The 19507-nt window shown below is 60.7% G+C and carries 19 protein-coding genes and 1 pseudogene; 6 read left to right on the forward strand and 14 right to left on the reverse strand.

The annotated features are described in order from the left end of the window. Positions 1 to 13 precede the first annotated feature (13 nt). The 5 genes from BV106_RS18200 to BV106_RS18220 are packed head-to-tail and all read left to right on the forward strand — an operon-like array spanning position 14 to position 3131. Positions 14 to 1198, forward strand: a complete 1185-nt coding sequence (locus tag BV106_RS18200) for a 3-dehydroquinate synthase (protein ID WP_038167056.1) — start codon at positions 14 to 16, stop codon at positions 1196 to 1198. 41 nt (positions 1199 to 1239) lie between these two features. Then, positions 1240 to 1692, forward strand: a complete 453-nt coding sequence (moaC, locus tag BV106_RS18205; protein ID WP_038167057.1) for a cyclic pyranopterin monophosphate synthase MoaC — start codon at positions 1240 to 1242, stop codon at positions 1690 to 1692. A 56-nt stretch (positions 1693 to 1748) separates the two neighbouring features. Continuing rightward, positions 1749 to 2237, forward strand: a complete 489-nt coding sequence (locus BV106_RS18210) for a MogA/MoaB family molybdenum cofactor biosynthesis protein (protein WP_038167058.1) — start codon at positions 1749 to 1751, stop codon at positions 2235 to 2237. Positions 2238 to 2261: 24 nt separating this feature from the next. Next, entirely contained in the window at positions 2262 to 2687 is a 426-nt protein-coding gene (locus BV106_RS18215) for a TfoX/Sxy family protein (RefSeq protein WP_038167060.1), read from the forward strand. Between the two features lie 21 nt (positions 2688 to 2708). Beyond that, entirely contained in the window at positions 2709 to 3131 is a 423-nt protein-coding gene (locus BV106_RS18220; protein ID WP_038167061.1) for a secondary thiamine-phosphate synthase enzyme YjbQ, read from the forward strand. Positions 3132 to 3255: 124 nt separating this feature from the next. On the opposite strand, the gene BV106_RS18225 is transcribed toward BV106_RS18220, so the two are convergent. The 10 genes from BV106_RS18225 to BV106_RS18270 form a co-directional block, all read right to left on the reverse strand. Continuing rightward, positions 3256 to 3582 (reverse strand): DUF3820 family protein, encoded by a 327-nt coding sequence (locus BV106_RS18225; RefSeq protein WP_051946022.1) that lies wholly within the window; start codon positions 3580 to 3582, stop codon positions 3256 to 3258. Then, on the reverse strand, positions 3579 to 4637 hold the full coding sequence (locus BV106_RS18230) for a DUF72 domain-containing protein (protein ID WP_038167062.1): 1059 nt from the start codon (positions 4635 to 4637) through the stop codon (positions 3579 to 3581). The genes BV106_RS18225 and BV106_RS18230 overlap by 4 nt, the downstream gene beginning before the upstream one ends. A 6-nt stretch (positions 4638 to 4643) precedes the next feature. Continuing rightward, positions 4644 to 5858 carry a homoserine O-acetyltransferase gene (locus BV106_RS18235; RefSeq protein WP_038167063.1) on the reverse strand — a complete coding sequence of 405 codons (1215 nt, stop codon included), beginning with the start codon at positions 5856 to 5858 and terminating at the stop codon, positions 4644 to 4646. A 71-nt stretch (positions 5859 to 5929) separates the two neighbouring features. Continuing rightward, positions 5930 to 7399: an ATP-binding protein gene (locus BV106_RS18240; protein ID WP_038167064.1), complete on the reverse strand. Its 1470-nt coding sequence runs from the start codon at positions 7397 to 7399 to the stop codon at positions 5930 to 5932. After that, positions 7396 to 8046, reverse strand: a complete 651-nt coding sequence (locus BV106_RS18245) for a response regulator transcription factor (RefSeq protein ID WP_038167065.1) — start codon at positions 8044 to 8046, stop codon at positions 7396 to 7398. The genes BV106_RS18240 and BV106_RS18245 overlap by 4 nt, the downstream gene beginning before the upstream one ends. 39 nt (positions 8047 to 8085) lie before the next feature. Then, a complete protein-coding gene (locus BV106_RS18250; protein ID WP_038167067.1) occupies positions 8086 to 9300 on the reverse strand; it encodes an ABC transporter permease in 1215 nt (404 codons plus the stop codon). 112 nt (positions 9301 to 9412) lie between these two features. Continuing rightward, entirely contained in the window at positions 9413 to 10126 is a 714-nt protein-coding gene (locus BV106_RS18255; RefSeq protein ID WP_038167069.1) for an ABC transporter ATP-binding protein, read from the reverse strand. Next, positions 10123 to 11481 carry an efflux RND transporter periplasmic adaptor subunit gene (locus tag BV106_RS18260; protein ID WP_038167070.1) on the reverse strand — a complete coding sequence of 453 codons (1359 nt, stop codon included), beginning with the start codon at positions 11479 to 11481 and terminating at the stop codon, positions 10123 to 10125. The genes BV106_RS18255 and BV106_RS18260 overlap by 4 nt, the downstream gene beginning before the upstream one ends. Before the next feature lie 34 nt (positions 11482 to 11515). Then, positions 11516 to 12937: an efflux transporter outer membrane subunit gene (locus BV106_RS18265; protein WP_038167072.1), complete on the reverse strand. Its 1422-nt coding sequence runs from the start codon at positions 12935 to 12937 to the stop codon at positions 11516 to 11518. Between the two features lie 135 nt (positions 12938 to 13072). After that, positions 13073 to 13546, reverse strand: coding sequence for a MarR family transcriptional regulator (locus BV106_RS18270; RefSeq protein ID WP_038167074.1), 474 nt, complete (start codon positions 13544 to 13546; stop codon positions 13073 to 13075). 302 nt (positions 13547 to 13848) lie between these two features. Here BV106_RS18270 and BV106_RS38655 point away from each other — a divergent pair, with 302 nt between their 5' ends. Further along, positions 13849 to 14283, forward strand: a complete 435-nt coding sequence (locus BV106_RS38655) for a TIGR03067 domain-containing protein (RefSeq protein ID WP_038167076.1) — start codon at positions 13849 to 13851, stop codon at positions 14281 to 14283. A 14-nt stretch (positions 14284 to 14297) separates the two neighbouring features. Here the strand turns inward: BV106_RS38655 and BV106_RS18280 are convergent, their stop codons facing one another. From BV106_RS18280 to BV106_RS18295, 4 genes and pseudogenes are all read right to left on the reverse strand, one after another. Then, positions 14298 to 15755 carry a glycoside hydrolase family 130 protein gene (locus BV106_RS18280; protein WP_265595819.1) on the reverse strand — a complete coding sequence of 486 codons (1458 nt, stop codon included), beginning with the start codon at positions 15753 to 15755 and terminating at the stop codon, positions 14298 to 14300. Continuing rightward, positions 15752 to 18037 (reverse strand): glycosyltransferase family 4 protein, encoded by a 2286-nt coding sequence (locus BV106_RS18285; protein WP_038167078.1) that lies wholly within the window; start codon positions 18035 to 18037, stop codon positions 15752 to 15754. The genes BV106_RS18280 and BV106_RS18285 overlap by 4 nt, the downstream gene beginning before the upstream one ends. A gap of 119 nt (positions 18038 to 18156) precedes the next feature. Continuing rightward, entirely contained in the window at positions 18157 to 18900 is a 744-nt protein-coding gene (locus BV106_RS18290) for a hypothetical protein (protein WP_038167079.1), read from the reverse strand. 171 nt (positions 18901 to 19071) lie between these two features. Continuing rightward, a pseudogene (locus BV106_RS18295) lies at positions 19072 to 19507 on the reverse strand (sulfite reductase subunit alpha); the annotation flags it as partial.

Here is a 19507-nt window from a genome sequence, read left to right on the forward strand (position 1 = left end):
AAGACACTGTTAGATGTTAGAAAACCGGTTCCACGTGGAGTACACGCAGCGTGTGTTGTTTACACGGCACGTGTTTGACAAGGAGAATCTCACCTTGCGCGAGCTTCTTCAATCCGCCCGGGAGGGAGGACGTCCGACGAAGGCCATCGCCTTTGTGGACAGTCACGTGGCTAACGCCAATCCGACCTTGCTCGCGGACATCGAGAGCTATGCTGCCGCCCATGCTGATGTTTTTGTGCTGGCCGCTCCTGGTGTGATCATCCCTGGTGGCGAACCGTGCAAGAATGACTTCGATCTGGTGCAACAGTGCTGGCAGCAGATCAATGATGCGGGCATCGACCGCCATTCTCAGGTGTTTGTCGTCGGCGGTGGGGCAGCACTGGATCTGGTTTGCTTCGCTGCGGCCACGGCCCATCGGGGCATCCGTCATGTGCGCTTTCCCACCACCACGCTGAGCCAGGGGGACGGCGGAGTGGGGGTGAAGAATGGGGTCAACTTCTTCGGCAAGAAGAATTGGGTGGGGTCCTTCTCCGTGCCCTACGCCATCGTCAATGATTTTGCCTTCTTGGAAACCCTGCCGGAGCGGGAACGGCGTTGCGGATTGATCGAAGCCATCAAGGTGGCCTTGATCCGTGATGCAGGATTCTACCTCTGGCTGGAGAACAACGCTGAGAAGCTGGCTTCCCTGGACCAAGATGTGGTGGAGGAGGCTGTGCGGGCCAGCGCTGCCCAGCATGTGCAACACATCACGACCAACGGCGACCCGTTTGAATACGGCTCGGCGCGGCCGCTCGACTTCGGTCATTGGGTGGCCCACAAGCTGGAGCAGGTGTCGAATTTTCAGATTCATCATGGCGAGGCTGTTGCCATCGGCATGGCGGTGGATCTCCTGTACTCCGTGAAAGCAGGGATTCTGGAGGAAGCTACGGCGCAACGCATCTTGGCCCTTATCGAGCAGGTGGGCTTTGCCACCTTCGCACCCCAGTTGCTGGAGCGCACCGCCAAAGGCGAACTCGTCATTCTGGCGGGGCTGGAGGAGTTCCGCGAGCATCTGGGCGGTGAGCTCACCATTACCCTCGTGCCGGAAATCGGCAGCAAGCTGGAGGTTCATGAAATGGACCGCGCCAAGATCGTGGCCGCCGTGCAGGATCTCAAGGTGCGGGGCAATGTCTTTGGCCGGCAGCTGGTGGAAGCCTGAGCTTGAGTCTTGGGGCGGATCGCAGCTATAGAGTCTCTGACATGTCTCTGACCCATATCAACGAGCAAGGCGAAGCCAGCATGGTGGACATCTCCGGCAAGGCGGTGTCCCGCCGCGAGGCGGTGGCTGCGGGTCGCATCCAGCTGGAGCCTGCCACATTGGCGCTGATCCGGGACAACCAGATTCAAAAAGGGGATGTCCTGGCGGTGGCTCGCATCGCAGGCATCCAGGCGGCAAAGCAGACTCAGCACCTCATCCCGCTTTGTCACCAACTGGCTCTGACCAAGGTGGCGGTGGACTTTGTGCTTACGGATGATGGCGTCACCGTTACCGCCATGGCTCGCACGACGGGCCAGACGGGTGTCGAGATGGAGGCCCTCACGGCGGTGTCTGTGGCGCTGCTGACCATCTATGACATGTGCAAGGCGGTGGACAAGGCCATGCGGATCGACGGTGTGCATCTGGTGAGCAAGACCAAGGAAGCGGTGGGGTAAGGCTCGCGTTCGGTTTGCCAGCTTGAATCAGAGTGGGCTTGGGCGTACATCCGGAGATGGCAGTTCCCATCTCTGTTGGCATCATCACTGTGTCTGACCGCGCCAGTGCCGGCGTGTACGAAGACTTTGGCGGTCCCGCTGTGCGGAAGGCATCCGAGGAATATGGCTGGACGGTGCTGGCCGAGGCGGTGGTGCCGGATGACCAGCCTGCCATCCAACAGGCAATCCGGTCGTTCTCGGCACAAGGCTGCGGGCTGGTGCTCACCACCGGAGGTACCGGCATTGCCGAGCGCGATGTGACTCCGGAGGCGATCCGCGGAATCATGCGTGTGGAAATCCCGGGCTACGGAGAGGTCATGCGGGCGAAGTCGCTGGAAATCACCCCCAATGCGATACTGAGCCGTTGTCTCGCTGCTATCGTGGATCAATCATTGGTCCTCGCTCTGCCGGGCAAACCGCAGGGCGCGGTGGAGTGCCTTAGCTTTGTCGTGGGGGCCATCCCGCACTCGGTGAAGCTCGCTCGGAAAGAGCCCACAAGCTGCTAGGCGTATTCTAACCTTCGGTCCACTATGTCTGCCTTCGTTGACTCGCTTCTGGATCTCCTCACGCCTCTAGGCGAGGTGTCGGCGCGCAAGATGTTCGGCGGCTATGGGGTGTACAAGGAATCGATCATGTTCGGGCTGGTGTCGCAGAATCGGTTCTATATCCGCACTGACGACGAGACCAAAGACCGATTCATTGATCAGGGGTGTGAACCCTTCGTCTTCTGCCTGGACAAGGCTGGGAATCCCGTGGTTTCCAAGTACTACGAGCCCCCGGAGATGGCCTTCTCCAATGCACAGCGCATGAAGCCCTGGGCCACGATGGGGTGGGAGTGTGCCTTGCGTTCGGTCAAGATGAAGGCGGCCAAGAAGAAGCGGGCCAAGAAGAAGCGGGCCAAGCCTGCCGCAGCTGAGGCCATGAAGAAACCGAAGGCAAAGAAGAAGAGCCCATAACCCTGTAGACATCTCCATTCCATGGCGGCCCACGCAGACACCTTCCTCATCAACACCCGTGGCAAGGGGACCTATGAAATCACCAATGCCGTCGAGCTCATTGTCAAGGCGGCGGGCATCAAGACCGGCACCGCTACGGTCTTCGTGCAGCACACCAGCGCCAGCCTCGTCATCTACGAGAATGCTGACCCCTCCGCCCGCAAAGACCTGCACGAGTACTTCGAACGTCTGGTGCCAGAGAATACCCCGTGGTTCGTCCATACCAGCGAGGGCCCGGACGACATGCCCAGCCACCTCCGCATGGTGCTCACCCGGACCAGCGAAGTCATTCCCGTCATCAATGGTCGCCTCGCCCTTGGCACCTGGCAGGGCATCTTCCTCTTCGAGCACCGCCGTGCCCCTCACTCCCGTCGGGTGGTGGTGAGTGTGGTGGGAGAGAAGTAGAGAAATTATGAATTAGGAATGAGGAATTATGAATGAATGACTGGGCGCCTGAGGATCTCTTCGACGCCAGACATCCTCATTTGCGAATCCTGTTAATCTGTTCCCCAATCTTGTAAATCCTGTCTCAGAAAGGCGGCTCTTTACCCACCCGCCACTCTCGCGGCCGTTCTTCGCGTAACTGACTCCGGCCGCCACGGCGGCGGCGCATGCCGTCAAAGGCGGAGTCTGAACCATCCGCCTTCATCTGGTGCACGATCTCGAGCAGCTTGCCGAGCTTGCCTTTCGGAAAGCCTTTCTTGGCAAACCAGCCCAGGTATTCTGCCGGGAGATCGAAGATGGGGATGCCGTAAGGGGGAAAGTGCTGGGGGCCAAACTTGCCGAAAGGCATGTAGGTCTTTTCAATGTCGGCCAGATCAGACGCCATGCGGGCGGCAAGTTCCTCGGGGCTCATAGCAGGGTTTCAGGTGGGTTCGAGGAAGGGGGCAGGACAGAGGGAGGGAGGAATCCGTGCTTCTCCAGCTGGAGCCGCACCAGGATGGCTATGATGGTCTGTAGGGAGTTTCCTTCAAGCCGGTTGTTCACATACACGAAGATCGCTTTTCGCGACGGCTTGGGGGCCGGTTTCAGGTCGTATTCCACCGTGGGGCGGATCAGCGCCGCGGCGGCTTCCCGGGCCCCTTCGTGCGGCTCCTTGATGGCCGTGTAGGGCGAGAACAGTTTCACCGCGTCCTCAAAACTCCGCCCCTGCTTGAGGAGGAACCGGGCGGCGACGAAATCGGCGCAGTCCATGGCACCGGGCATGGCCATCTGCTCGGAGGCATCTGGCATGCGGGCCCACTGGTTGATGGCATGACCCACCCCATGGGACTTGAGCATGGCGAAGTAGTCCGGGTGGAGGAAATTACGATTGCGGATCTCCACCGCGTAGCGCCATCCTTTGGGCAGGGCTCCCAGGAACTGGTCCAGGGCGTCCATGAAATCCCGCCCTCGCTCAAAGTCCCGGGCATGGAAATGGCTGAATTCAAAGATCAATACGCCCACCTTGGACTTGAACGGCGCGAAGGGGGTGAGGAACGCCCGGGTGAAGAGGTCCGCATTGAGGAAGTGCTCGTTGCGTTTGCCCGCCTTGTCCCCATGCCTGGGCAGATTGGGGAAGGTGCGGGCGGTGATGTCATCGGTAACCTTGAAGGTGAACCGGTAGTGATCGGGCGTCTGCTCCATCAATCCTTCCACATACTTGGGGGAGGGGAAGCGGTAGTAGCCTGCGTCCACGCAGACGGACGAGAAGGTCTCCCCATGCTCATACAGGCAGTCCCTTTCAAACCTCGCCTGGGAGAACTTGCCCCGGGTCAGGTAGCGGTCCGGGGAGTAGATGCTGCCCAGCCAGCCTTCATACTTCCAGGAGGAGGTGCCGATGTACACCTCCCGCTCGGCCAGCCAGCGCAACTGCGCCGCCAGCAGGTAGCGGTCGAGGACGGGAACGCTGCTGGCGGCGGAAGGGTTCATGACGGCTCAGATGCCGGGACTGGTGGCATCGTGATCCCACGCGTCATTGAGCTGCACGCCACGGCGCAGGGTGTAGCTGAGGTGTGGGGTGTAGAGCTCCGGCTCCAGGAGGAAGGAATCGTGTCCCTTGTCCGAGTGCACAGTGATATGCATGGAGGACACATCCGCCTGCTCCAGCCAGCGCACGAGCTCCGCCTGTTCTTCGGGGTAGAAGCAGAAGTCGGAGTCGATGCTGAACACCAGCCAGTGGTGACCGGCCCGACGACTGATGGCGAACAGCGCACCATGGTCTTCGACGCCCGCGTCCTTGAGCGGGTCGAAGCGGAGCCACATGTCGCAGATGCGCAGGTAGGTGTTCGCGTCGAAGCGCTTCACGAACTTCTTGCCCTGATGGAGCATGTAGCTTTCCACATTGTGTCCCACGCGGTACCAGGAAAGCTGGTCATCCCGCTGAATGACGTCACCGCGGGCGCGGCGCTCGATCGCATCCAGATGGACGAAGGTCTTGTGGCTGATCATACGAGCCAGGGCCAGTCCGTAAGCGGGAGGGTCGCTGTCGTAGTAGTTGCCCCCTTTGAAGTGCGGATCGTTCTCGATCGCCATTACCTGCTCGAACACCCCCAGTCGGGACAGCACCGTCGTGCGCTGACCGCTGGCAATGGAGACCACCAGCCGGACTCGCTCGGGGAAGAGGGTGGCGAAGTTCAGCGTGAGCAGGCCGCCCACGGAGGCACCCATGACGGCATGGAGCTTGTCGATGCCAAAGTGGTCCACGAGCAGCGCCTGGGAGCGGACGACATCTGCGGTGCTGACCTGGGGAAACTCGGGGCCGTAGGGGCGACCTGTTTTTGGGTTCAACGAGGCCGGGCCGGAGCTGCCGTAACAGCCCCCCAGGTAGTTGGCGCAGATGACAAAGAATTTCTGCGTGTCCAGAGCCTTGCCGGGCCCGATGAAGTGGCTCCACCAGCCTTGCTGACAATCCTCCGTCCACCGGTCGCCTGTGTGAGCCACATGGCGGCAGACGCCTGCAGCGTGCTGGCTGCCTGAAAGCGCGTGGAAGACGAGAATGGCGTTGCTCTTGTCCTCATTGAGCTTGCCATAGGTCTCGTAGGCCAGGGTCAGATCATCCATGACCATGCCTGAAGTGAAGCTGAAAGGCTTCTCAGGCGTGGCAAAACGCAGAAACTGCGTCTGACTCTCAGGGATGGTCTTGTTGGACATGGGAGGATAACCATGACGGGAACCGCGTTTTAGTAAACCAGCAATTTCCAGTAAACCGGAAATTCATGGCGCTATACGCTCCTGTCGTTCTTCAGGGTAACCTCAAAGGTGGAGCCTTGTCCAGGGGTGCTCTGGACGCTGATTTCCCCCCCGTGATTGTCCACAATGGCCTTGGCAATTGCGAGCCCCAACCCTGTGTGTCCAGCCGCGCTGGTGCGGGCTTTGTCCGCCCGGTAGAACCGCTCGAAGATGTGGGGGAGGTGCTCAGTCGGGATGCCGGGTCCGTCATCCTGAATGGCAAAGTACGGCTCTCCGGTGGATCGCATGCCGCTGGAGAGGCGAACGGTGCCTGAGGCACCCTGATGATGCTGAATCGCGTTGTTGACCAAGTTGGCAGCCAACACGGAAAGAGCGCCGGGATCACCCTGGCAGGGGGCGGAATGGAGGTCTGTGTGGAGAGTGATGCCCCGGTCTGCCGCCAGAGGGGCCAGATGAACCCGGGTGTCTTCCAGAACGCCCGCCAGATCACAGGTCTCCGCATGACCATTGAGCCCTTGGGTGGTCTCCTGCCGGGCGAGCATCAGCAGGGCCTCCACCAGATGCCGCATGCGCTGGCCGGTGTGGTTGCAGGTCTGCAGGGTCTCCCGATATTCCTCCGGAGTGCGGTCCCGCTTGAGAACCCGCTGGGTCTCGGATAGCAGGATGGTGATGGGCGTGCGCAGTTCGTGAGAGGCATCGGCAGTGAACTGGCGCTGCCGCTCGAAGGCATCGTGCAGCCGGTCAAAGGTGTTGTTCAGCACCTTGCTGAGCTGGCCGAGTTCGCTGTCTGTATCCGTGATGTCGATCCGGTCCTTCAGATTGCCTTCGGCGATACGCGTGGCGGTCTTGGAAATCGTCTGGATGGGGCGGATGGCCCGGCCGGACAACCACCAACCGCCTCCCAAGCCCAGCACCCACAGGCCGAGGCAGGTGGCAGCCTGGATCCAGGCGAAACGTTTCGCGGCATCGAGATCCTGGGAGATGTCCCGGCCCACCACGATGCGAAATCCACTGGGACTGCTGCGCCGGATTTCACGCCGACGATCAATGGTGCGCGTGTCTTCCAGATGTTCGGACTTGGCTGGAGGCAGGAAGGTCAGGTCCTCGGGGGCGTTGGGAGAGGTGAGGAGCACCTCGTCATGCGAATTCCGAATGCTGAAATAAGCGTAGCCAGGATCATGCCCCTGGAAGAGGGCGGCTACATCAGCAGAAAGCGCGGCGGGCTTTTCCCGGAGATACTCCAGCAGTTGGCCCAGGGAGATCATGGGGCGGTCTCCGTCCCGCGTCTCGGGCGTACCTGGGTACAAGGATCCCTTGGCTGACTCCATGAGCGACCGGAACAGGCGGCGCTCCATCTGGGAGACATCTTTGTCGATACGCTGAAGCTGGTTCTCGAGGGCGATCTGGTAGCCGGGAGCGCAGAAGCCGGCGACAACCAGAAGCAGCAGCAGGCCATGCCAGACCTGAAGCCGCCAGCGGATGGACTGGAAGGGGGAAGTCATTCGATGCAGTAGCCGTGTCCACGGCGGGTGGTGATGACCTCCGGGCCCAGCTTCTTTCGGAGGTTCGAGACGTGAACGTCCAGAAGGTTTGAGAGCGTGCTGTCGTCCTCGTCGAACAGGTGCTCATACAGGGTGGTACGGCTCACCACCTCGCCCTGATGCAGCGCGAGGTACTCCACCAGGGCGTACTCGCGGGCGGTCACGGGGATGTCTTCTCCTTTAAGCAGGACCTTGCGCGAAGCCGTGTCGATGGAGAGATCGCGGATGGTGAGAACCGGCAGGGTCTGTCCGGCCGCTCGGCGGATGAGGGCGCGGATACGGGCGAGGAGTTCTTCGATGTCGAAGGGTTTGGTCAGGTAGTCGTCCGCCCCCTGGTTGAGTCCTTTAACCCGGTCGTGAACCGCATCCCGGGCGGTAAGCATGAGCACGGGGGTGGTGTTGGCGGGGCGCAGTTGCTGGAGAATCTCCCATCCGCTCAGCTCTGGGAGCATCACATCCAGAAGGATGATGTCGTAGGCATTTTGCTTCGCCTTGTCGAGTCCGTCCCCGCCATCTGCGGCAATGTCCACGGCGTAGTTCTCCTCGCGCAGCGTGGCAGCAAGGCTGCGGCGCAGGTCGGGATCATCTTCTACGACGAGGACTCTCATGTCAGGACGGAGGCGCTTCAGACCAGCAGGGGCAACCCGTTATTCATGCCGGAGGGCTTCAATGGGATCCAGCTTGGCCGCGCGGCGGGCGGGGGTAAAGCCGAAGAGGACGCCCACTGCGGCGGAGAAGATGAAGGCGATGACGTTGATCCGGGTGTCAAACTGGAAGGGCACCTGGATTACTTGGGCGAGGAAGTAACAAAGGCCGAGGGCAATGCCGATTCCGACCACGCCACCCACACAAGAAAGGGTGATGGCCTCCACAAGAAATTGCAGCAGAACTTCTCTGGCGCGGGCACCGATGGCCAGGCGGATGCCGATCTCCCGCGTGCGTTCCGTCACGGAGACCAGCATGATGTTCATGATGCCGATGCCGCCCACGAGCAGACTCACACCTGCCACAGCGGCCAGCAGCATGGTCATCATCTTGGTGGAGGAGCTCAGGGTCTCCGCGATCTGGCGAGTGTCGAAGACGGAAAAGTTGTCGTCTTCGTTGGCCGAGAGGTTGCGTCGTTGCCGCATCAGGGAGGTGATCTCACTGATCATGGCGTCGCTGTTCGTGTTGTCTTCAGCGGAGATGTTGATCTGGTTGACGGACCTGGCGGAGGTGCGGCCTGTGAGTCGGCGCTGCAGGGTGGAAAGGGGAACGACGATGGTGTCATCCTGGTCGCCCATGCCGGACTGGCCCTTGGCGGTGAGGAGGCCGATGACCTCGCAGGAGGATTTGCCGATGCGGATCTTGGCCCCGATGGGGTTCTCGGAGCCGAAAAGCTGGCGGCGTACCGTTTCACCGATCACGCAGACGGCCGCTCCCGAACGCAGGTCAAGATCGGTGAACAGTCTGCCTTCGCCAATGGTCCATTTGCCGATCTGGAAGTAGTCAGGGGTGCTGCCGGTGATCTGGGTGGTGCGTGCGGTCTGGAGATAGATGGTGCTGAGGGAAGTCTGGGCCACCGGGGCGACCGCGGCGACTCCAGAGACCTGTTCCATGACGGCCTGAGCATCCTGCGTGGTGAAACGGGGAACACCAGCCGAGGTGGAGCGGGGACCAAACCCTGACCCTGGCCGCAGCACCAGCAGATTGCTGCCCAGACTGGAGATCTGGTTCTTCACCGCCTGAGTTGTGCCCTGGCCAAGGGTTACCATGGTGATGACTGCCGCCACACCAATGATGACCCCCAGCACAGTGAGGAATGCCCGCATGAGGTTCCGGCGAATTTCCCGGAGGGCGATGAGGAGGGCGTTGAAGAACACGGCGGGTGAAAATTAGGAATGATGAATGAGGAATTATGAATGAGGAATTATGAATGAAGGGATGAGGGCGCGGTGAAGGCAGGAAGTTAATTCCTAATTCCTCATTGATAATTCATAATTTGTTGATGAGGTCTGACTCAATGTGCCCGTCCTTGACGCGCACGGTGCGCTTCGCATAGGCGGCCACGTCGTCTTCGTGAGTGACCATGAGGACGGTGATGCCGCGTTCGGCGTTGAGGCGGGTAAGCAGCTCCATGATGTCCTTGGTAGTGCTGGAATCGAGGTTGCCCGTCGGTTCGTCGGCGAAGAGGGTGCTGGGGCTGGTGACGATGGCGCGGGCGATGGCCACACGCTGTTGCTGGCCGCCAGAAAGTTCGGCGGGCGTGTTGCGCATTTTCGTGGGCAGACCGACGGAGGACAGAGCCTCACGGGCCAGGGCATGGCGCTGGCTCATGGGGATGCCGCGGTAGAGCAGGGGAAGCTCCACGTTTTCCAGCGCGCTGGTGCGGGCCAGCAGATTGAATCCCTGGAAAATGAAGCCCAGGGCGTGACGCCGCAATAGAGAGCGCTGGTCGGCATTGAGGCTCTCGACAGGAATGCCCTGGTAGAGATAGCTGCCGGTCGTCGGAGTGTCCAGGCAGCCGAGCAGGTTCATCAGTGTGGATTTCCCCGAACCGCTGGGTCCCATCACGGCGACGAACTCGCCCTGCTGAATGGTGAGGTTGATACCCCGCAGCGCCTGGAAGGCGGCGTCGCCCTTGCCATAGGTCTTGGTCAGGCGGCGCAGCTCAATCAGCGGCGGAGGCGTGGAAGGGGCGACGCTCATGACGTGGGAGGAACGTTGGCCCGGATGATCACCTGAAGGCCTTCCTTGAGACCTTCTCCAGACACTTCCGTGTTGCGGCCATCGGTGAGGCCGACCTTGACATCCAAGGCAACAGGCTGGCCATCCTTGAGAATCCAGATGCGGGCCGTGCCGTCATGGCGCTGGGCTTTCTTTTCATGCCCACCGCCACCGCCCCCGGGGCCGCCGCCTTCACTCGAACGAGGGCGGTTGCTGCTGTATCGACGAGGGCCGGGCATCAGATTCTGAACGAATGACTTCTTTTCCTGCGGGGGACCGCCGGCTGGGGCGGCCGCAGCGGCGGGGTCAAAGCGAAGGGCCGCTGTGGGTACGAGGAACACATCCTTGCTTTCGGCCACATGAATGTCGGCAGTGGCCGTCATGCCGGGACGCAGGCTGAGGTCCTTGTTGGAGACCTCCAGCTCCGTCTGATAGGTTACGACGTTGTCTGTGACCACAGAGCCGAAGGAGACGCGGAGTACATTCGCGCTGAAAGAGCGGTCCGGCCAGGCATCCACGGTAAAGGTGGCTTTTTGGCCTGCCTCGACACGACCGATGTCCGCCTCGGCCACGGCCACGTTGAGCTCCATGAGTTCGAGGTTTTCCGCCAGCACGAACAGCTCAGGTGCGGTGAAGCTCGCAGCCACGGTCTGGCCCGGTTCAAGACTGCGGGTCAGCACAATGCCGTCGATCGGGGACTTGATGACGGCCTTCTCCAGGTCACGTTCGTTGATCTTCACTTGAGCTTCGGCTTCCTTCACAGAAGCCTGAGCGGCCCGCAGATCGGCTTTGTCCCGGTCCGTTGCGGCGACGGCCGCATCCATGTCAGCTTTCGCCGGCATCTTGCCATTGCTGATGCGCTGCAAATCCTGCAGGCGGCTTAGGGTGGCCTCTGACTCCTTCAGCGTGGCTTGTACCTGAGCCACCTTTGCCTCGGCGGAGATGACAGAAGCCCGGCTGCTTTCCGTCTGTTGCTGCAGCTTGCTCGTGTCCAGCTTGGCCAGCGGTTGTCCCTTCTTCACGCGGTCATTGATGTCCACGTACACCTCCAGAGTTGTGCCGGACAACTCGCTGCCGATGGTCACCTCGTTGGTGGGTTCCAGGTTGCCCGTAGCGGTCACGGTCAAGCGGATCTCGCCTTTGCGGATGTCCTCGGTAGTATAGGGCGAGACCTGGTTCAGGGCCTGCTGCTTGAGTTGCCACCAGTACCAGGCACCGGCTCCGGCACCGATCAAAAGCAGTAGGAGAAAGAGGCGGAACACGATGGATTTGCGGGATCCATTGGCCTGGATGGCATCTGCCAGATCCTGTGGCGCGGCGACGGCGGTGGCTTTCATGAAGGAGGTATTAGGAAATAGAGGTGCGGGCGGACTAGGAGGACCATCCTCCACCGAGGGCCTTGTAGAGCTGGATGTGGGCACTGGCCTGATTGGCACGTGTGGTGACATCCTGGTCTTCCAGGCTGAGCAAAGTCCGCTGCGCCTCCAGCACGACGAGCAGATCCACGAGACCGGCCTCGTACTGCTGGGTGGAGAGCTCCTCCGCCTGGCGTGCGGCTTTGAGAGCCTGCTCCAGGATGACCAGGCGCTCTGCCGTACGCTGAATGCCGATCAAGGCATTCTCCACCTCAGAGAGAGAGGTGAGCACGGTGGCTTCCCAGCCAATCAAAGCCTGGGACTCCAGCTCGCTTTGAATGTTGATGTTCTGACGAATGCGGCCTGCATCAAAAATCGGGGCCGCCAGAGATCCTGCGATGCTGGCGGCGACGTTCTCCGGAGAGAAGATGCGGCCTGCCTTCAGCGCATCCACGCCGATGGAGCCGGAGAGGCTCAGATCCGGGTAGCGCTCGGCTACGGCGGACTTCGTACGAGCCACCGCGGCATCCACCCGGCGTTCGGCAGCGCGAACGTCGGGACGTTGGCGAAGCGTGTCTGCCGGAATGCCGATGGCGATGCGAGCTGGAGGAGACGGCATCTTGTCGGAGCGGCTGAGGAGTTTGTCCAGAGCCCCGGGCGGCAGGCTGGCCAGCAGCGCCAGTTGATTGTGGGTCTGGCTGATGGTCTGCTTGAGGTTGGGGACTTGAGCCCGGGCCTGCTCCAGGGTGGAGATTGCCTGCTGGGTGTCCACTGCCCCGGAGATCTTGGCCTCCTCCTTCCACTTGGCGATCTGGGTGGTCTCAGTGCGGGAGGCGAGGGTCCGCTCCACCACTGCCAGTTGCGCCTCGGTCTGGCGCAGCGTGACGTAGGTGTCTGCCACCTCCGCTGCCAGGGAGACCTGTGCGGCGTAGAGATTCTCTTCAGCCTCGGCCAGATCTGCCGTGGCGGCCTTGATGTTCTGCCGCTGCTTGCCAAAGAGGTCCACCTCCCAGGTCATGTCGATGCTGGCTCCGTAGTTCTCACTGGAGCTCACCCCGGTGTTCCGATTGTCGGTGCGCTCACCGCGTGCGGTGAGCCCGGCATCCACGGTGGGGAAAAGACCGGCTACCTGCACCCCGCGACGAGCGCGGGATTCTCGTACTTTGGAGACGGCGGTGCGAATGTCCGTGCTGTTCTGCAGGGCGGTGGTCACGAGTTGGTTCAGCACCGGATCGTGGAATCGCTCCCACCATTTCGGGAGGGCAGCCGTGTTCAGTGGCCGTTGGGGGAACCCGGCTCGAGCGGCCCCTTTCCATTTGCCCGGCACCTTCAGTTCCGACTGGGCGCGATCCGGATTGGATCCAACACAGCCAACCAGCCCACCTGCGAGAGTGAGCAACAGCAATGGGGCGACAGCCTGGGGAGGCAGACAATTCATGTGGGCTAAGCGGTGCAAAGGCGGTGGTTTTTTGACCTCTTGACCCAGATTCTGCTCCAAGGAACCTTTAGAGAAGGTGAAGGAGAATCGTTTTTGACGGAAAAAGAACGGGCAGCATTCCTCTGCCAGCCTCCCTCAGAGGTGCTTGTAACCGGGGTGCACTCCCTGGGCTAGGCCGTGGTGTGCCGCCAGTTTTTCGCAGAGCGATTTCAGAGTTTGCTGCTCTTCCGGCGTGAGGGGAGTCAGAAAGTCGGTGTCGTGGGCGGCTGCGGCCCGCTGCATGTTGGCCAGCGTTTCAGCGCCTTTGTCGGTGAGGACGATTTCGTAGTTCCGCCGGTCGGTTGCGCTCCTGCGTCGGTCGAGAAGACCCTGGCCCGCCATTTCGTCGATCAGCACCACCATGCGACTCGGCAGGATGCCCAACCGCGTGGCGAGCTTCTGCTGACTGCAGTCTGGGATCATGGCAACCAGCCGCAGAATGCCTGCATGCGGGGGAGTGATGCCCAGAGGTTCGATGCGCTCTGCGAAGCGTCGTGCGGCCTGAGTGCCGAGTTGGGTGAGGAGAAAGGCAGCGCCGGGGGCCCGGCTCTCAGAAGACGAAGGAGGCATTACGGCAGCCTAGTCGAAAGCGGAAGAAAAAGATAGACGCTTCAAATCATTCTATATATGAATGATTCATGTAGTGAATGAAATGTTTAAACCTTATGAAACCAGCAACAACTCGCTCCATCCTGCGTTGGCTCCACGTCCTCCTCAGTATCCCCATCTTGGGTTACATCTATGGACCAGTCGCAAGCATTTCCGAGGCTTCCTTCGCCACGAGGTTTGTCTTTCTGCCCTTCGTTGTCCTATCCGGTTTATGGATGTGGAAAGGACCATGGATCCGGAGGAAACTTTCGGCTGGATTCCCTATGCTTGTGGCACTCGCCATCGCGAAGGGGAGCAGTCTCCAGGCGGCCGAGCCGGATGCGGCAGTTCCCCAGGAACTCCGTGGGATGTGGCAGGCCACGGCGCTGGAGGTACACGGACAAAGTGCGCCAGCCATGATCGTCGAGGGATTCCGGGTCGAGTTCACGGGTGACAAGATGATCATCAAGAAGCGAACCAGTCGGACCGATCTGGAGTCGGTGGTAAAGGTGAATGCAGCTACTTCCCCCAAGTCTCTGGACCTGACCTCGCTCAGCGGACCCAGAAAGGGGCAGACGACGCTGGGCATCTATTCCCTGCAAGGGGACGTGTTGAAGATCTGCACCTGCGAGTTCAGCAATGACCCACGACCAACCGAGTTCAGCACCCGCGAAAACGACCGTCTTGGGGTGATGACGCTGCGTCGGATGGCAGAGTGAGCGAGACCAAGGGGCTAGGCAGTCAGAGCTGCCAGCAGCTTTTCCAGGGGCACGCTGGCCACGGCAGAGGCTTTGTCACTCATCGCATAGGGCAGGATGAGTTCCTTACCGTGGATCAAGGAGCCGCAGCTGTACACCACGTTGGGGACATACCCTTCACGCTCGTTGCCTTCCGGGGAAAGGAGCGGTTCGCGGAGCCTGCCGATGACCTTGGTCGGATCGTTCAAGTCGAGCAGTGCGGCACCCAGGCAGTATTTTCGCATGGGTCCCACGCCGTGAGTGATGACGAGCCAGCCCGCCTCCGTCTCGATGGGGGAGCCACAGTTGCCCACTTTGACCGTCTCCCAAGGTTCTGCGGGGCGGAGCAGGATCTGGGGATCATTCCAGTGGTGGGGGTTGTCGGAGAACATGATGAAGAGGTTCTCATCATCCTGCCGCGACAGCATGGCATAGCTGCCATTAACCTTTCGCGGAAACAACGCCATGCCCTTGTTCTGCACCGCGTTGCCATTGAGCGTGAGGATACGGAAGTGAAGAAAGTCCTGCGTCTCAATGAGCTGGGGAAGAATGGCCCGACCATTGTAGGCGGTGTAGGTCGCGTAGTACATGACCGTTCCATCGTCTTCCACGAACCGGACAAACCGGGCGTCTTCGATCCCATTGCTCTCGTTGTCTGAGATGGGGAAAATGATGCGCTCGCTCAGCGCGAGATTGGCAGGGAACCGGACTTCATAGTTGGAGTCTGCCAGCCATTGAATGCACTCCAGAGTACGCCGGAAGTCATGAGTGAGCGGTTGGGTTTCACGGCGGACCTGGGAGACGGTAAGCGTGAGTTCACTCCTGGTGAACTGGTCGCCCAAGGGACTCATCACTGCCTCCGCGCACTCATTGTGGAACCCGATTTCGTGCAGCTTGATGATGAAGCGCTTCTTGCGGTAGAGGGGGTTGGGAACCACTTCCGGCAGGGTCACGTAGCGGGATACCGGATTTATGCTGAGGGTGCCCTCTGGAGACAGGAGCCCTTCGCGAAACTCAATGGAGGAGATGTGGCCTTCGCCCGTGGCGCGAAGGCTCATGATGAAACGGAGCCCGCCTTCTGGCACATCGTTCTGATCTGGGTGGGGAACGATGGAGGGATTGAAAAGAGCCGCAGATTCCAAGGCATATTCGCCGGAGAACTGGGCACCGATAAGGAGACGGCGCTCGCGTGAAAGGGGGCGGTCCGTGAAGATATGTCCTTGTACCTTGAAGAACTGCTCCATGAGCAGGGCCGCCACGTCAAAATGCCGGGAATCAAACTCCCCAAAGACAGATAGCAATTCCCGGCCTACCTCCTCGTCGGAGAGGGCCAGCGTGCGGCCGATGATAGTGGCGATGCGCTGCGGACTGGCGGGGACGAAAGGACGGATGATGACGCGTGCGCTCTCCGGACCCAAAATGATGTTGTGTCGGTGGATGGGGATGGCGCTCATGTAGGGGAGGTTAGCAAGTGAGTGAGGGGACTTTGCGCCCAGTTCATCTCGGCAAGGGCAAGCAGGAAGGCGAGAGTCGACTCCGCACCCTGGTTCTCGTTCACGCGGTCGGCATGGAGTCCATCACCACAACCGCCGTTGCTCGAGTCGTAGAGAGGAAGTCCCAGATCGTTTCTGCCGAGGAACCATTCGAAGGCGCGGCGGGCCTCGCTGAACCATGTGGAGTCCTGGGTGGCGTGGTAGGCTTCCAGGCAGGCTGACACCATGGCTTGGGCTTCCACGGGTTGTTGATCAAAGTCGGCACGGGCACCCTCCTTCACGTAAAAACCATTGCTGCCGATAGGGCGGAAATGGCCTCCTTGAGTCCGCTGAATCGAAGCCAGCCAACGCAGGGAATTGAGTCCAATCTCCAGCGCCTCAGGATGGGGCATCCAGCGACCGCTCAAGATCAAGGCCTGACAGAGCCGGGCGTTGTCATAGGTGGCGCTGGATTCAAACCATGGCCAGTTTTCATCGGCACAGCCTTTCCAGAGCGTGACCAACCAATTCGTCAACGTCTCCCTGACCTTCCCCGCCTTGGGGCAGGTGGGGTGGTTGCGAAGGTATTCATGAATGCCGAGAAGGGTGAATGCGACGGCGCGCGGGGAGGTGAAGTTCAACACCGAAGGAAGGCCGATCTCAAAAAGCTGCACGCAGAGCCGGCGGCGTCCTTCGTTGCGGGAGTGGCCCGCTCCATTGCCGAGGGCCCAGAGGGCGCGGCCGTGGCTGTCCTCGCTGCCGCAGTCTTCCAGCCACTGACGACCATGGCTCATGAAGTTGCGGAAACGCCCTGTATCGCGGTTCAACGCTGCGGCGAGGAACGCGAGATAGCTGCTGGCCAGATGATCAAGATTCTCTCCCGGAGGGGAGGCTCCCAGTTCGGCCAGGAGATTGCACAAGATGAAGGCCCGGGCGTTGTCATCGGTGCAATAGCCCTCGTGATAGTTGGGCACATTGAAGATGGCATGCTGGAAGATGCCGGTGTGATCACTCATCCGCACCAGGTGATCGAGCCGCACTGGCGGGAGATCATAGGGACGGCTGGCGAGCGTCCACCCAGCGAAGGCGGTGCGGGGAGCGGCCTTGCGGTCGGCGCGCGCATGCTGGAAGGCCTCAAGATAGCGCTGCGCCACCGCGGGCCAGATCATCTCCCGGCCGTACTGGTGGGCTTGCCTGCGGGTGGCCTCGAGTTGCACCGGGTGGTTCAGGTATTCACAAACCGCCTCGGCAATTGCTTTCGGATTGCGAAAGGGGACCAGAGTGCCGCGTCCGTCTGCCAGCAGTTCCTGGGCATGCCAGTAGGGTGTGGAGACGACGGCCTTCCCGGCGCCAAAGACGTAGGCGAGGGTGCCTGAGGTGATCTGGGCCTCGTTGAGATAGGGCGTGAGGTAGATGTCCGTGGCGCCGATGAACTCCTTGAGATCCTCAAGAGACACGAAGCGGTTATAGAAGATAACGTGTGCCTTCACCCCGCGATCTTCCGCAAGCCGTTCCAGGCTGAGGCGGTAGCGCTCTCCCTCCCGGGCCACGAGGTGGGGGTGGGTGGCTCCTAGAACCAGATAGACCACATTGGGATGTTCCTTGACGATCGCTGGCAGGGCTTCAATGGCATGCTCGATGCCCTTGCCCGGTCCAAGCAGCCCGAAGGTCAGCAATACCACGCGGCCCTCGACCCCGAACTGGGTCTTGTAAACGGCGGAGTCGGAGAATGCGATGTCGGGAATGCCATGGGGAATGATGTCCACCTTGGCCTCTGGCACCCCGTAGGTTTCGCGCAGGATCTCGGCACCTTTCCGGGCCATGACCACCAGACGGTCACTGCGCATGGCCAGTTCTTCCATCACCTTCCGCTGTTCCGGATTGGGCTCCCGCAGGACGGTGTGAAGCGTGGTGACGACGGGCATGCGCACTTCTTTAAGAAGAGCCAGCAAATGACTGCCCGCAGCACCGCCATAGATGCCGAACTCGTGCTGAACGCAGAGGACATCCACATTGTTGAAGTTCAGGTAATCAGCCGCCCTCCGGTAGGAGTCCAGATCCTTTTCCTGCAGTTCAAACCGGACCCGAGGCGGGTACTTGTACCCCTCTGGCCGGTCGTTCACGGCTCCCGTGATGCACTGTGCGGTAGGGGCAGCCGTGCTGACCGCCTCGCATAGGTCATGCGTGAAAGTGGCAATCCCACAAAGCCTCGGCTCATAGCCACCCAAAAAAGCGATGCTCCCTGAAGGAGCCTGTCCGCTCAAGATAATCCTCTCAAATGCTGCGACATGGGAGACAATAGGCCCCCGTTCTGGCTAAGCAAGGCGTTGTTCCATGAAACGGGGCCCTGGAACAGATAATGAGGCCTGAGCGGTCCGAAATGCTAAGGTTTGGGCGCGCTTTCGGTCACGCCCAGACTGTCCACCCACTTGGCTTCCATGAGGGAGTCGATGTAGGGTACCAAAACGGGCTGCTTGTAGATACCGGCGGCCCGGCCCAGCCATTCGTTGCCTGCCACCTTCTTGCCTTCCTGATAAGCAAAGGCAGCCTTGCTGTAGTAGTAGGCGGGGGTGTCATCCATGAAGGTGAAGTTCTTCGCGATTTCCTGCGCTCCTGACACATTGCCCTGCTTGAGCCGGCAGACCAGCACCTTGAACTGGCTCAGATGCCGCACTTCGAGCTTCAGCTTGGGGTAGTCGGTCAGCAGCTTGGAAAAGCCAGTCTCTGCTTCCGGGTACTTGCCCTCCACGTAGTCGAGTTCCACCAGATTGAACTTGGGCTCGAAGGCATCTGGGCTCAGGGAGCGGGCTTTTTCGAAGTTCTCCCTCGCCTTGGGGATGTCCCGCATTGCGGTGAAAATGCTCCCACGCACGTTGGGAATGAGGGGGCTGCTGGGCTGGAGCAGTTCTGCCTCATCGAGCTTCTGAAGGGCGTCGAAATTCTTCTGCGTAGCGTGCAAGCCCTGGGCTTCCCGGATCAGATTGAAGAATCGGGCGTCTTCCGGAGTCGGGGTTTCGTTTTCCGCCTTGGCCTCAGCTTTTTCATTGTCCTTCCCGTGGGCCACGGGCGAGGTCAATCCGCCGGCAAGGAACAGCAGAGCGAGAAGGGAGGGGATTCGGGGAGCCATGGTGAGGAACGCGTTGCGGTGGGCTTGAGCGGGTAGTCTGCCCCTCGCCTTGCGGGGCTGCAACGAAGTTTCCGTGGCAATTGGGAGCCATCGCTCGTCGCAGGGGCAAAAAAAGCGCACCCTGAGACAGGGTGCGCTGAAATGGCTTGGGTGTGACCGAGGTGATGAGCCTTAGTACACGTCGCGGCGGTAACGCTTGCTGGTCTTCAGGTTGTCCATGTAGGCGTTCACTTCTTCCGGAGACTTGCCGCCTTCTTTGGCGACGATCTCGCGGAGGGCGTTGTCCACATCCACGGCCATGCGGGCGGCGTCGCCGCACACGTAGAAGATGGCACCCTGCTCCAGCCAGGCATAGAGCTCCTGGCCGTTCTCCAGCATCTTGTGCTGGACGTACAGCTTCAGGGCCTGATCGCGGGAGAAAGCGGTGTCCAGACGAGTGAGCGTACCGTCTGCGAGGTAGGCTTCGAACTCGGACTCGTAGAAGAAGCAGGTGGAGCGGTTGATCTCACCGAAGAACAACCAGGCTTTGCCCTTGGCGCCCGTGGCCTGACGTTCCTGAAGGAAGGAGCGGAAGGGGGCGATGCCGGTGCCAGGTCCCACCATGATG

It is taken from the genome of Verrucomicrobium sp. BvORR106, assembly GCF_000739655.1.
In the GTDB taxonomy this organism is placed as follows: domain Bacteria; phylum Verrucomicrobiota; class Verrucomicrobiia; order Verrucomicrobiales; family Verrucomicrobiaceae; genus Verrucomicrobium.

What these genes read in the sequence shown, in the direction of transcription:
- BV106_RS18240 (WP_038167064.1), bottom strand. Translation starts at nt 7,399, where the DNA reads ATGACTTCCCCCTTCCAGTCCATCCGCTGGCGGCTTCAGGTCTGGCAT.
- BV106_RS18290 (WP_038167079.1), bottom strand. Translation starts at nt 18,900, where the DNA reads ATGGCTCCCCGAATCCCCTCCCTTCTCGCTCTGCTGTTCCTTGCCGGC.
- BV106_RS38655 (WP_038167076.1), top strand. Translation starts at nt 13,849, where the DNA reads ATGCTTGTGGCACTCGCCATCGCGAAGGGGAGCAGTCTCCAGGCGGCC.
- BV106_RS18265 (WP_038167072.1), bottom strand. Translation starts at nt 12,937, where the DNA reads ATGAATTGTCTGCCTCCCCAGGCTGTCGCCCCATTGCTGTTGCTCACT.
- BV106_RS18210 (WP_038167058.1), top strand. Translation starts at nt 1,749, where the DNA reads ATGGCAGTTCCCATCTCTGTTGGCATCATCACTGTGTCTGACCGCGCC.
- BV106_RS18260 (WP_038167070.1), bottom strand. Translation starts at nt 11,481, where the DNA reads ATGAAAGCCACCGCCGTCGCCGCGCCACAGGATCTGGCAGATGCCATC.
- BV106_RS18245 (WP_038167065.1), bottom strand. Translation starts at nt 8,046, where the DNA reads ATGAGAGTCCTCGTCGTAGAAGATGATCCCGACCTGCGCCGCAGCCTT.
- BV106_RS18235 (WP_038167063.1), bottom strand. Translation starts at nt 5,858, where the DNA reads ATGTCCAACAAGACCATCCCTGAGAGTCAGACGCAGTTTCTGCGTTTT.
- BV106_RS18200 (WP_038167056.1), top strand. Translation starts at nt 14, where the DNA reads ATGTTAGAAAACCGGTTCCACGTGGAGTACACGCAGCGTGTGTTGTTT.
- moaC (WP_038167057.1), top strand. Translation starts at nt 1,240, where the DNA reads ATGTCTCTGACCCATATCAACGAGCAAGGCGAAGCCAGCATGGTGGAC.
- BV106_RS18280 (WP_265595819.1), bottom strand. Translation starts at nt 15,755, where the DNA reads ATGAGCGCCATCCCCATCCACCGACACAACATCATTTTGGGTCCGGAG.
- BV106_RS18270 (WP_038167074.1), bottom strand. Translation starts at nt 13,546, where the DNA reads ATGCCTCCTTCGTCTTCTGAGAGCCGGGCCCCCGGCGCTGCCTTTCTC.
- BV106_RS18255 (WP_038167069.1), bottom strand. Translation starts at nt 10,126, where the DNA reads ATGAGCGTCGCCCCTTCCACGCCTCCGCCGCTGATTGAGCTGCGCCGC.
- BV106_RS18220 (WP_038167061.1), top strand. Translation starts at nt 2,709, where the DNA reads ATGGCGGCCCACGCAGACACCTTCCTCATCAACACCCGTGGCAAGGGG.
- BV106_RS18215 (WP_038167060.1), top strand. Translation starts at nt 2,262, where the DNA reads ATGTCTGCCTTCGTTGACTCGCTTCTGGATCTCCTCACGCCTCTAGGC.
- BV106_RS18225 (WP_051946022.1), bottom strand. Translation starts at nt 3,582, where the DNA reads ATGAGCCCCGAGGAACTTGCCGCCCGCATGGCGTCTGATCTGGCCGAC.
- BV106_RS18230 (WP_038167062.1), bottom strand. Translation starts at nt 4,637, where the DNA reads ATGAACCCTTCCGCCGCCAGCAGCGTTCCCGTCCTCGACCGCTACCTG.